At 71.7% G+C, this 12,300-nt stretch carries 12 protein-coding genes; all 12 read left to right on the top strand.

Going from position 1 to position 12,300, the window contains the following annotated elements:
* The first annotated feature begins 6 nt into the window (after positions 1-6).
* Genes FZO89_RS16555 through FZO89_RS16500 form a run of 12 tightly spaced genes read left to right on the top strand, consistent with a single transcriptional unit; the run spans position 7 to position 12,296 of the window.
* A complete protein-coding gene (locus FZO89_RS16555; protein ID WP_149104527.1) occupies positions 7-717 on the top strand; it encodes a hypothetical protein in 711 nt (236 codons plus the stop codon).
* Positions 714-2,066, top strand: a complete 1,353-nt coding sequence (locus tag FZO89_RS16550; RefSeq protein WP_149104526.1) for a Pvc16 family protein — start codon at positions 714-716, stop codon at positions 2,064-2,066. Before FZO89_RS16555 ends, FZO89_RS16550 begins: the two co-directional genes overlap by 4 nt.
* Positions 2,063-3,991, top strand: coding sequence for an ATP-binding protein (locus tag FZO89_RS16545; RefSeq protein ID WP_149104525.1), 1,929 nt, complete (start codon positions 2,063-2,065; stop codon positions 3,989-3,991). The genes FZO89_RS16550 and FZO89_RS16545 overlap by 4 nt, the downstream gene beginning before the upstream one ends.
* Positions 3,988-4,227 (top strand): hypothetical protein, encoded by a 240-nt coding sequence (locus FZO89_RS16540; protein ID WP_149104524.1) that lies wholly within the window; start codon positions 3,988-3,990, stop codon positions 4,225-4,227. The genes FZO89_RS16545 and FZO89_RS16540 overlap by 4 nt, the downstream gene beginning before the upstream one ends.
* Positions 4,224-6,356, top strand: a complete 2,133-nt coding sequence (locus tag FZO89_RS16535; protein ID WP_149104523.1) for an eCIS core domain-containing protein — start codon at positions 4,224-4,226, stop codon at positions 6,354-6,356. The genes FZO89_RS16540 and FZO89_RS16535 overlap by 4 nt, the downstream gene beginning before the upstream one ends.
* Positions 6,353-7,591: an eCIS core domain-containing protein gene (locus FZO89_RS18670; RefSeq protein WP_222928165.1), complete on the top strand. Its 1,239-nt coding sequence runs from the start codon at positions 6,353-6,355 to the stop codon at positions 7,589-7,591. Before FZO89_RS16535 ends, FZO89_RS18670 begins: the two co-directional genes overlap by 4 nt.
* Entirely contained in the window at positions 7,588-8,253 is a 666-nt protein-coding gene (locus FZO89_RS16525; protein ID WP_149104522.1) for a CIS tube protein, read from the top strand. The genes FZO89_RS18670 and FZO89_RS16525 overlap by 4 nt, the downstream gene beginning before the upstream one ends.
* 37 nt (positions 8,254-8,290) lie before the next feature.
* Positions 8,291-9,985 carry an eCIS core domain-containing protein gene (locus FZO89_RS16520; protein ID WP_149104521.1) on the top strand — a complete coding sequence of 565 codons (1,695 nt, stop codon included), beginning with the start codon at positions 8,291-8,293 and terminating at the stop codon, positions 9,983-9,985.
* A 10-nt stretch (positions 9,986-9,995) separates the two neighbouring features.
* Entirely contained in the window at positions 9,996-10,340 is a 345-nt protein-coding gene (locus tag FZO89_RS16515) for a Base plate wedge protein 53 (RefSeq protein WP_149104520.1), read from the top strand.
* A complete protein-coding gene (locus tag FZO89_RS16510) occupies positions 10,341-11,471 on the top strand; it encodes a hypothetical protein (protein ID WP_262378748.1) in 1,131 nt (376 codons plus the stop codon).
* Positions 11,468-11,977 carry a phage baseplate assembly protein V gene (locus tag FZO89_RS16505; protein ID WP_149104519.1) on the top strand — a complete coding sequence of 170 codons (510 nt, stop codon included), beginning with the start codon at positions 11,468-11,470 and terminating at the stop codon, positions 11,975-11,977. The genes FZO89_RS16510 and FZO89_RS16505 overlap by 4 nt, the downstream gene beginning before the upstream one ends.
* A 7-nt stretch (positions 11,978-11,984) precedes the next feature.
* Positions 11,985-12,296, top strand: coding sequence for a hypothetical protein (locus FZO89_RS16500; protein ID WP_262378747.1), 312 nt, complete (start codon positions 11,985-11,987; stop codon positions 12,294-12,296).
* Positions 12,297-12,300: the final 4 nt, after the last annotated feature.

Genomic DNA, 12,300 nt, shown 5'->3' with positions numbered 1-12,300 from the left:
CGCGGCATGTCCGGATTCCTGCGCCGGCTCTCGCCACGGCATGCGGATGCCTTGCGCCCCGCGGCGCCGCTGCGTGCGCTGGCGACCGACCGGGCAGCGCCCATGCTGGCGACACCGGAGGATCCGGCGGATGTCATGGACAGGGATGCCGTCGCCCCGGCCGCTGCGCACGCGGTGGGCATCGAAACGCCATCGCGCCCCACCGCGACGAATGCGTCCTCGCGGAACCCGGTCACCGGTCCGGCTCACGTCATGTCCGTCGCACCGGGACCGTCCGTAGACGCGTCGGCACCCGGCCAATGGGTCGAACCCGTGCGCGCCGCGCCGACGGGATTTCGTGCGCCCGGTTTCGATGCCGTCACGAACGGGTCCGCCCACGAAAGAACCGCCATCGAAGCGCACACGGGGAGCGCGTTACCTCGGCCGCCTGCGCCGACGGCGTTTCCACGAATGTCCGATTCCGCTCCGCGCGCGCCGCTGTCGTCCTCCATCGATGTCCGTCCGCAGGCGCATGCGCCGCCTCCGTTGTCGGCCAGCACCGTCGCGCGGCTCGAAACCGCGTCTGCCACCTCGACACCACCGACGATCCACCTCCACATCGACCGCATCGAGGTGCGCGCGGCCGCCCGTCCCGCCGCGGCGCCCCCGACACGGCCGCGCGCCCGGCCCGAACCGCAGAGCCTCCACGACTACCTGCACGGGAAGCGGCGCGGATGAGTTCGCCGCTCGCCATCGGTGCGGTCAGCGCGGTCCTGCGCAACCTGCTCGACGACGCCATGATCACCAGCGTCGCGCCCGCCCTCGGCACCACCATCACCGTCACCGCGGTCGCGCCCGACACCATCGACCTCGACGACGAACAGATGGCGCCGCGGCTCAACCTGTTCCTGCACCAGGTCACGCACAACGCCGCCTGGCGCAATACCGCCCTGCCCTCGCGCAACGGCGCCGGCGAGCGGATGACCAACGGGCCGCTGGCGCTGGACCTGCACTACCTGGTCACCGCCTACGGCCGTGGGGATTTCCAGGCCGAAATCCTGCTCGGCCATGCGATGCATGTGCTGCACGAACGGCCGTGGCTGGACCGCGCTTCGATCCGCGACGCTCTTTCGCCCGGCCCGCTCGACCTGGGCATGTTCCCACCGCAGATCCAGGCGCTGTCCCAGTCCGACCTCGCCGACCAGCTCGAAGCGATCAAGATCACGCCCGCCGCGCTGGGCATCGACGAGATGAGCAAGCTCTGGTCGGCGATCCAGACCCACTACCGGCCCTCCGCGGCCTACCAGGTCTCGGTGGTGCTGATCGAAGGCACGCGCCCGGGCGTGTCGCCGCTGCCCGTGCTCTCGCGCGGCCGCGTCGATCCCGCGACCCAGCGCGATGCCGGCGTGCTGGTGAATCCGGACCTGCTGCCTTCGGTACCGACCCTCATGCAGGCCTTGCCTCCGCAGATGCAGAAGACGGCGCGGCTGGGCGATACGATCGAGGTGTCGGGCATCCGTCTGGCCGGTGCGGATCCGCAAGTGCGCTTGCACCATCGCCTGCGCGAAACGCCAATCGAACTCCCCGCTGCGCTCGACGCCGATGGCCGCGGCCTGCAGTTCGACCTGCCGGACGATGCCGCCGCGCAGGCCGACCTGCCGGCAGGCACCTGGCAGCTCAGCCTCGTGCTCACGCCCGCCGGTGAAAGCGAACCGCGCGAGACCAACGCGATTCCCCTGCTCCTCAGCGCCCGGCCGATGATCGAGGCCAGCGGCCCGCCGCTCGGGCTGCCGGCGATCTCGATCGTGCGCAGCGCCGACCCGCCACGGGTGCGCGTGACCCTTGCCTCGCAGCCGCGGGTACGCCCGCAACAGCAGGCCGTGCTGATGCTCGGCGCGCGCCAGTGCCATGCCAATCACCGGGCCGCCGCAGGCGATCCGCTGGTGTTCGACTTCCCGGGCACGCTGGCAGCGGACAACCACTACCTGCGCCTGCGCGTGGATGGCGTCGACAGCGAGCTGGTGCTGCAGGCGCCCGACCAGGCGCCGGTGTTCGACCCCGACATGCTGGTGACGGTGCCGGCATGACCGTTGCCCTCGCCAGCGACACCACCGTCGCCTGGAGCGAGCGCAACCAGCGCTGGCTGGTGTCGCGTTTCGCCGCGTTGCGCGAGTGCATTCCGGATCGGGCTGCAAAGCCATTCCGCGAGATGCCCGAAGACGACGAGCAGGACTTCGTCCCGGCCCTGCAACGCTGCGCGGAGCTGTTCGGCCTGAGCCGCTTCGAGCGCGACGTGCTGCTGCTGTGCGCCGGCGTGGCGCTCGATGCGGGCCTGGCCGATGCGGTGGCGCGCGCAGGCGGGCACGCGCAGGGGCGGCCGACGTTCCCGTTCGCGATGTCGCTGCTCGAGGCGCCGCACTGGGACGCACTCTCGCCGCAGGCGCCGCTGCGCCACTGGCAACTGCTGCATCTCGACGGCGCCCTGCCCACAGAGGCCGCCCTGCGCATCGACGAACGCATGCTGCACTATCTCTCCGGCGTCGCCGCGATCGACGAGCGCCTGGATGGCATGGTCGAACTGGTGGCGCCGCCCGATGCCGAAGCCGAAGCCGAGCCTGCCGCCTGGATCGCGCAGGTGGTCGCGACCTTCGCCATGGGCGGCGACTGCGTGCAGCTTCAACGCACCGGCGAGGCGCCGGGTCGCGACGACGTGCTGCAGTTGCTCGCTGCCACCGGCCGCCACGGCGTGTGGGTGCGCGATCTGCCCGAGGATCCCGTCGTACTGGCGCCGACGCTGCGGCTGGTGGATCGGGAGGCCGCGCTGTCCGCGGCGCTGGTGGTCCTGGACCTGCGCGGGCCGACGCCGCGGCTCGATCGCATCGCGCCGCAACTGCGAAGCCCGCTGCTGGTGCTTGCAGCTGCCGACACCGACATCGGCGCCACGCCCGGCCTGCGCAGCGTGTGGCTGCCAGCCGCCACGCCGGCATCGCGCGCGCGGGAACTCGCCGTGCGTGCGCGTCGCTTCGGCGCGTCGCTGCCGGCGGAGGCGCTGGAGACCGCGGTGGCCGAAGCCTGCGAACAGTTCGCGCCCGGTTCCGGCCGCGCACTCGACGATGCCGCACGCGCGATCGCCGGGGCGGGCGACGCCGGCGACGCGCGTCAGCGCGCCTGGGCCGCGCTGCGCGAACACAGCCGCGAAGGCCTGGACCGGCTCGCGCAGCGGATCGAGTCGACCACCACGCTCGACGATCTCGTACTGCCGCCGGCGCAGGCCGGCCTGCTCGCCGACATCGGCCGGCAGTTGCAGCAGCGCCGTCGTGTCTATCGCGACTGGGGCTTCGCGGGCAAGGGCGCGCGCGGCCTCGGCATCGCCGCACTGTTCACCGGCGAGAGCGGCACCGGCAAGACCATGGCCGCCGAAGCCATCGCCAATGCCGCCGGCCTCGACCTGTACCGAATCGACCTCGCCGGCACCGTCAGCAAGTACATCGGCGAGACCGAGAAGAACCTGCGCCGCATCTTCGACGCCGCCGAGGCCAGTGGCGCGGTGCTGCTGTTCGACGAGGCCGACGCGCTGTTCGGCAAGCGCAGCGAGGTCAAGGACAGCCACGACCGCTACGCCAACATCGAGACCGCCTACCTGCTGCAGCGGATCGAGGCCTACCGTGGCCTGGCCATCCTCACCACCAACATGAAGGGCGCGATCGACAAGGCCTTCCTGCGCCGGATCCGTTTCGTGGTGCAGTTCCCCTTCCCCGACGAAGCCGCACGCGATGCGCTGTGGCGGCGCCAGTTCCCGGCGCAGGCGCCGCTGAGCGAGGACATACGCTGGCCGTCGCTGGCGCGAATGCCCCTGGCCGGCGGCAACATCCGCGCGGTCGCGCTCAACGCCGCTTTTATCGCCGCGCACGAGGACGTGCCGATCGCGCAACGCCACCTGGCCGCCGCCGCGCACGCGGAGCTGGCGAAGCTCGAACGCAGCCCGGGCCCGCAGGGCGGAGCGCACACATGAGCGACACGCCCTCCACCGCGCTGCACCTGCATATCGGCCGGCTGGTGGTCGATGCCGGTGCACTGGGCGCCGACGGGCTGCCGCGCGACCTCGACGCGCTGCTGCACGAGGCCCTGACGGAACGGCTCGGGACATCGACCGGCACGCCTGCACCGACGCCCGCGGCGTGGATCGGGCCGGTGGCCGATGCGCTCGCGATGCACGTCGCATCCGCAGTGCCGGGACGCACACGATGAGCCACGTCCACGTCCCCCTCGCCACGCCCTCGTCCGCCGGTGCGCCGCGCCGGGTGCAGCGCGCCTGCCAGTGCGGCAGCTGCGAGAAGTGCCGCAAGAAGAAGTTGCAGCGCAAGGCGCATGCCGACGGCATGCCAGCCCGTGCGACCTCGCCTGCCGCATTCGAGACCGGCGGAAGCCCGCTTTCCCACGCGCTCCGCGCACGCCTCGAGCCACGGTTCGGCACCGACTTTTCGGCCGTACGCATCCACGACGACGCGGCCAGCCACCGTGCCGCACGCGAACTGCACGCCAATGCCTTCACCTGGGGCCAGCACATCCACTTCGGCGCCAGCCGCTATCGCCCCGACAGTTCCGCCGGCCTGCACCTGCTTGCGCACGAACTGACCCACACCGTGCAGCAGCGTGGCAGCGCGCCGGTGGCGGCGACCGATGCGATCGAGGTCGACGCCGCCGACACACCGCTCGAACGCGAAGCCGATGCTGCGGCCGATGCGGTGATGGCCGGGCGCACCGCGATGCCGCGCCCCACCACCCTGGCCTCAGGCCTCGTCCAGCGCGACGCCATCCCCGGCGACGCCGAGATCGACCTGCCCGATGCCAGCGGCGGTGGCGTGCGCATCCGTCGCACGATGCGCGAACGCCGCTGCGACCGCCCCGAGCGTGTGCCCCGGACAGAGTCCACACCGCGCGATCGTGTCTTCGAATGGGATGAGGACGCGCATGCACTACTCCTGCGCTACACGATCTGCCGTGGCCAGGTCCGCCTCTCTGCCGATGTCACCGCCGACTATTCCGACATCGTCAACGCGGGCACCCGTTTGCTCGAGGCGCTGCGCGAAGATCCGGCAAGCGCAACCGACCTGCCGGCCCTGGGCCGCGCCGCCGTCGATCAGGCCAGCCTGGGCGCGAGTGGCGCGGTCACGCTCGCGGTCAGCGGGGTGCTGCTGGCGCGGGTGGGTGCGGAGGGCGACGCGGGGACGGGGGAACAGACGCTGCGCATCAGCGGCGAACTCACCATCGCCCCGAACGGATCGGTGACCCTGCGCGTCACCGGTGGCGCGGGGCTGGAACGCAGCGATGCCCGCGAGCTCAGCCGCTACACGCTGGGCCTGCAACTGGGCACGCGCTGGTTCCGGATCGGCCTCGACTACCTTCGCGAATCCACCACGCCCGCAGGCGGCGGCACGAGCACCACAGACCGCGGTAGCGGCGAACTGCGCATTCCGATCCCGGGAACGGACATCGCGCCGTTCCTGCGCGGAACCCTCGAGAACGGACCGGATGGACCGTCGGGCAGCATCATCGGAGGCATCGGCGGCACCTTCGGTACGCCGTCGCGGCCGCCACGGGTCGACTGCTACGAGTGCCGCTGCCCGCCCCCGCGGCCGGAGTACGCCTGCACGCCGTACGGCACGCGCGACGTCGTCGATACGCCCGCCGACACGCAGCGGCCGGTGCTGCTGTATCAGTACGACGCGACCCAGCCCGCGGACCCGGCCGGGTTCGACGCGCGGGTCGGTTCGGTCGCGAGCCTGGCCGGCCAGGGGTACTCGGTCCGCGCCATCCGGGGCTACGCCTCTCCCGAGGGAACCGTGGCCTACAACCAGGCGCTCGCGCAGCGCCGGGCGGACCATGCGCACGGCGAGATTTCGCTGCGCATGCCGCCGGGCGCCGGCGCCTTGCCGGCTGCGACCGGCATCGGTGAGCTGCTTGGCGAATCGTCGTCCGCCGCGGGCAGCGAGGCACGCAACAGCGAGCTGACCAGCGAACTGCGCGGCCGGCTCGCCGGACTCGGGCCCGACGAGCGGCTCGAACTGCTGGGCATCGAAGGCGCGCGGCGCGGCGACCCGGTCGAACGCCAGCAGGCGCTCGACGACATCGAGGCTTTCGTGCAGGGGCGCGACGCGCGCGGTCGCCGGCTCGCGGGCCGCGCCCGCTGGGAACGCGTATTCCCGTTCCTGCGCCGGGTCGAAGTGGAACTGCATCGCGACGCCGTGACCCATACCGAACGCGTCGACCGGCCGGAAGACAGCAGCGCCTGCGACGCCGCCCAGCGCGCCCACATCGACCGCGAACGCCCGATTCCCCCCGCCGGTCGCATGCCGGCACGAAGGTGCGACGAATGAAGGACCAGGATCGCCCGCTGCCGGCACGCGTTCCGCCGCGATCCGAACCCGCGGCCGACGTGCGCCGGGTGCTGTCGCGTCCCGCGGAGGCACTGCCGGGTCCGCTCAACACCGACCTTGCCCGCCACTATGGCCGCGACTTCGCCGACGTCCGCATCCACGCGGACGCCGAGGCGGGCGCCGCCGCGCTCGCCGTCGGCGCCGAAGCCTTCACCGTCGGGCACGACATCGTGTTCGCGCCGGGCGCCTATCGACCGGCCAGCGCCGACGGCCGCAGGCTGGTCGCGCACGAGGCCGCCCACGTGATGCAGCAGGATGCACAGGCGGCCACGACCGGCCCATTGCGCGTCGACGCACAAGACAGCGCCGCCGAGCGCGACGCGGCGCGGGCCTCGTCGGAATTCGGCGCTCCAGGGCCACGGACGCCGCAAACGCCGACGCCCCGCCATGGCCCGCCGACGCTGCAACGCTCGCTGCTGGGCTCGATCCTCGGTGGCGCGCTGGGCGGTGCGGTGGGCGCGGGCCTCGGCGTCGCCATCGGGTCGCTGCTTGGCCCGGTCGGCATGGTCGTGGGCGGCATCGTCGGCGGCCTTGCCGGTCTGGTCGGCGGCGCGGTGGTGGGCGACCTGGCCTCGCGTCGCAGCCGTGGACTGAGCGGTACGGAGAAGGACTACCTGCGCGAGATCTTCCACGGCTCGGTGGACTACGACGCCGTCACCATCACCCGCGGCAGCGCGCTCTCCGCGGGCGCCGCGCGCACGACCGGCAACACCATCAACCTGCAGGACGAGCATTTCAGCGGCGACACGCTGGAACTGTCCGACGCCGGCACGCTGGTGCTCGCGCACGAGATGGGCCACGTCTGGCAATACCAGAACGGTGGCCTGGCCTATATCCCCTCCAGCCTCGTGCCACAGCTGGTCGCCGCGGTATCCGGCGGCGACCGCAACGCCGCCTACGACTGGCGCGACGCCGTTCGCAACCGCATCGACTGGGCCGACTGGAACGCGGAACAGCAGGCCGAATGCATCTCCGACTACAACGAAGCCTCGCGGCGGTTGAACGCCGACGCGTACCCGGGCACGGCCCTGGGCGGGCAGCAGCGCCTGCGCGACATCGAGACCGTCGTGCTCTCCGAACCCTACATCGAGCTCGTGCGTGCCCGCATCGGGGCGCCGGGTTCCGCGCGTCGCCGTCGCGAACCGGCTGCGGCAGCGGATGGAGCCTCCCCATGAGCCTCTCCACTTCCCCGAAGCTCATCAAGGGCGGCCTCGTCATCCTCCCCCCCGGCGGCACCGGCGCGCCGACTCGCACGATCGCGCTGCAGTACAACCCGGATTCGCTGGCGCGCAGCTACCAGGTGCAGGGCACGGGCGGCGACGGCGGTGGCGAGCGTGCGCAGCCGTTCCGGCTCAAGGGCCCGGCGGTGGAAACGCTGCGGCTCGAAGCGGAGATCGACGCCACCGACCGGCTCGAGTTCCCCGCCCAGCATGCCGATACCGTCGAGCACGGCATCGCACCGCAGCTGGCCGCGCTGGAATCGCTGGTGCATCCGTCCACCGGCGACCTGCAGGCGCTCGATGCGCTCGCCGCCAGCGGCGTGCTCGAGATCGTACCGGCGGAAGCGCCGCTGGTGCTGTTCGTCTGGGGCCGCAACCGCATCTCGCCGGTGCGGGTGACCGAACTTTCGATCACCGAGGAAGCCTTCGACGCCGCGCTCAATCCGCTGCGCGCGAAGGTGAGCCTGTCGCTGCGGGTGCTGTCCACCGACGACCTCGGCTTCCGCCACCGCGGCGGCGCGCTGTTCCTCAACCACCTGCGTGCGCGCGAGTCGCTCGCGGCCAAGTCGGCCGCCTCGACCTTATCCACGCTGGGTCTGACGAGTCTGGGCGAATGAGCAGACCTGCGACCACTGCCGGCCGCGGGAGGCGCGCATGAGCGCGCGCTGCGCTCTCCCGCGCCGCGTCCCGGCGCCACAGGCCGCGCCGGCACGCACGCGGACCATCCACCCGCGCGCGGCCGTGTCGACCGCCGCGATGAGCACTGGCGCGTTGCCGGCGGACCTGATCGCGGACCTGGAACGCAAGCTGGGATCAAGTTTCGGCAATGTACGCATCCATGCCAGCGGCGGCCGCTCGCGCGATGTCGCCGATGCTGGCGCCCTGGCGATCACGCGCGGCGACGAGATCGCCTTCGCGCCGGGTCGCTACCGCCCGGACACGCTGCACGGCCGCGCCTTGATCGCGCACGAACTCACCCACGTCGCACAGCAGCGCAGGGGCGCGCTGGGAAACCACGGCGCCGCGAGCGCACTCGAATGCGAAGCACAGGCCGTTGAGCAACGCATGCTGTCGGCGCAGGCGCCGGCGCTCGTATCCGGTCGCGCACCGATCTCCGAGCAGCGCTCGGAGTCCGTCGATATCGCGCGGGCGATGCGCGCGTACGTGTCCGGGGGCATCGAGTCGGTTGCCGATCTGGTCGCATCCCAGTTGGCCCGTGCGGATCCACTGATACGACAGCTCGCCGATCTGCGCGCGGCGGTCCGCGCGCGCGCGGGTGACATCGTGCTTGATTCGCACGTGGTGCTGGCCCTTCAGTCGCTGTACCTGCAACTTCGCGCCACGGCACCGTCGTGGTTGCCGATCCCCGATGTCCAGTTCCGTCCGCGAGGGCAAGCGGCGGCGCCGCTTATCGTCGTCGCCGGCGTGGCGCTGGGCGCCGCGGAGCTGCTGCTGCTCCTGGGCATCGTGCTGGTGCTGCTGTGGTGGATCTCGTTGCAGAACCCGGAGATCCGGCGGTCCCACGAACGCGCAGTGCAGGACCTGATCAACAGCATCCGAGAACTGATCCTGCCCCGCCGTTCCGACCCGTGGCCGCCGCCGATCATCGACGTGCCGCCGGCGCCCGACGCACCACCGGTGACAGACGCACCGCCAATTGCAGACGCGCCGCCGGTACCCGACGCCAGGCCGAGCCCGGATGCGCCGCCGGCACCGGACGTGGATACCGTGCCGGATGTCGACACGGCGCCGGACCCGGCGCCGCACCGGGAGCCCGAGCGCAGGCCGCGTCCGCGTCCACCCACCGATCCGCACCCGGCGCCGCGCTGCCGCTTCCCAACCGGATTGACTCGCGCCGACCCGATCCCGATGACCTGGCACAAGCCCAGGATCGACAACTTCTATCCGCGTCGGCTGCAGATCGGCACCCAAGTCTACGGACGCGACGATCCCGCCAACCCGCGGCACCTGGCACGGGGCGAACCGATCGGCGTGCCCGAGCGCTACTGGCCGCGCGTCGGCAAGGTGATGCAACTGGTGCCGGTGGAGCGTGGCCGCGGCGCCGCCGATTACCGCGCCGTGCTGGCGCGCTACGGATTCGACTGGTCTGGGCTGCAGGCCGACCACGTCCAGGACGTCGAATGGAGCGGACCGGACGACTTCACCAACCTGTGGCCGATGTCGTCCGACGCCAACGGCAGCGCCGGCCCGCGGCAGAACCAGCACCAGCGCGTCAGCTACTGCGAGACCCCGACCGGCCCCGCGGTCACCGGCGAGACGCTGCAGGTGTTCAAGTCCAGGCCCGGCCGCTACGGGCGCTACTTCCGAATTGCAGCGGTAGGCATATGAGACAGCTTCGATGAACGATCCCATCCAGTTGCTGATCGACGCCGGCGCCATCCCGAGCGAGCCGTTCGATCCGCTGAGCCGCTATCGCGGCGTGCCGCTGGCCTTGCACGCGCCCGCGCCGGGCGTCGAACCCGTAGCGTATGTCGCGCGACGCTTCATCCCGCAGCGGCATTCGATCGCGGTCGCGGTCGAGGCGGTGGTGGAAGCGGTGGACCGCCCCGACCTGCTCGCCGCGCGCACGCTCGGCAGCCCGCTGTCGTACTGGCGGATCGCCGATGCGAACGCGGTCACCGATCCGTTCGAACTCACCGACGTGCCGGGTGCGCGCGTCGCGATCCCCTCGGGAGGCAGCTGAGTGGACCCGCGCGGCGTCAAGCTCACATTGCTGATGGGGCCGGTGCCGGTGGCGGCGCCGCGCGAGGTGGTGGAGGCGCTGGTCTCGGCCAAGGTCGAGGCCGGCTCGGGCGATGCGCAGGGCGGGTTCGAGCTCACCTTCGAGCTGCCGGCGCGCTCGCCGCTGCGCACGCTGTTCCTGGTCAGCGGTGGCGGGGGCGGCGTGCCGCTGATGCGGGTGGTGCTGGTGGTGACGCTCAACGGCGGCGACGAGGTGATCGTCGACGGCATGGCCACCCATGTCGACACCGTGCCCGGCGACGGCGGCGTGTCAAAACTCGTGGTGCGCGGCAAGGACCTCTCCGCGCTGATGGATGTGATCGAGATCCCCGGCCTGCCGTTCCCGGCGATGCCGCCGTCAGCGCGGGTGCTGCTGATCCTGTCCAAGTACGCCGCGCTCGGCGTGATCCCGCTGGTGATCCCCAGCATCGTCGACGAGCCGCCGCTGCCCACCGACCGCATTCCCACCCAGCAGGGCTCCGACTACGCCTACGTCAAGCGCCTCGCGGCAGAGGCCGGCTACGTGTTCTACCTCGAACCGGGCCCCGCGCCGGGCACCAGCTTCGCCTACTGGGGGCCGGAGATCCGCGTGGGCGAACCGCAGCCGGCGCTGACCACGGGCATGGACGCGATGACCAACGTCGAGCAGATCAGTTTCAACTTCGATCGCGAGCGCAAGAAGATGCCGATCGTCTATTTCCAGGAGAGCAACAGCAAGGTCGGCATTCCCGTGCCGATCCCCGACATCACCCCGCTCAATCCGCCCCTGGGCGCGATCCCGCCGCTGCCGCCGAAGATCGAGAAACTCACCGACACCGCGCACATGAGCGTCGCCGGCGCGCTGGCCAAGGGGCTGGCGTTCGCCGGGCAGAACAGCGATTCGGTGTTCGGCAGCGGCCAGCTCGACGTCTCGCGCTACGGGCGCCTGCTGAAGTCGCGACGGCTGGTCGGCGTGCGCGGCGCCGGTCTGCCGTTCGACGGCCTGTACTACGTCAAGAGCGTCAGCCACCAGATCGAGCGCGGCGCCTACAAGCAGAGCTTCTCGCTGGCGCGCAACGGGCTGATCTCCACGGTCCCGGCGGTGCCGGTATGAGCGGCGAGCGCCACTACGGCAAGTTCCGCGGCTCGGTGCGCAACAACATCGATCCGCTGATGAAGGGCCGGCTGATGGTCGAGGTGCCGGATGTCGGCGGCAACCTGCTCAGCAGCTGGGCGATGCCGTGCCTGCCGGTGGCGGGCATGAACATGGGCATGTTCACCGTGCCGCCGATCGGCGCCGGCGTGTGGGTGGAGTTCGAGCGCGGCGATCCGGACTACCCGGTGTGGGTCGGCGGCTTCTATGCCGAGGCCGACGTGCCGGTGATGGCGCGCATGGTGCCGCCGGGCGTGTCGGGCATCACCCTGCAGACGCTTGCGAAGAACGGCCTCGTCATCAGCGACGTGCCCGGCCCCACCGGCGGCATCCTGATCCAGACCAGCACCGGCGCGATGATCTCGGTCAGCGATGTTGGCATCGTCATCTCCAACGGCAAGGGCGCCACGATCAACATGACCGGGCCCACCGTCGACATCAACCTCGGCGCGCTGACGGTGGTGTGAGATGCCGATGCCCGTCCTCCACCTCGGCGCCACCGTCCTGTGCATGCACGCGGGCAACGCGGTGCCGACCATGCCGTTCCCGCGGGTGAGCGTGTCGGCGCAGCCGGTGGTGCAGGTGACCACGCCCTACGTGATCGCAGCTTGCTCGCTCTCCACGTCGTCCGGACCGTTCTGCGCCACCGGCCAGTGGGTGGTCGGCGCCACCCGCGTGCTCGCGGGCGGGCTGCCGCTGGCGATCGTCGGCGGCACCGCGCTGTGCGTCGCCACGGGCACCGGAATGCAGGCGGTCGCCAGCCAGACCCGCGTGCTGGCGACCTGAGGAG

The organism is Luteimonas viscosa, assembly GCF_008244685.1.
Taxonomy (GTDB): Bacteria; Pseudomonadota; Gammaproteobacteria; order Xanthomonadales; family Xanthomonadaceae; genus Luteimonas; species Luteimonas viscosa.
The sequence above is the reverse complement of the archived record's forward strand: the minus strand, read 5'-3'. Positions and strand labels throughout refer to the sequence as shown.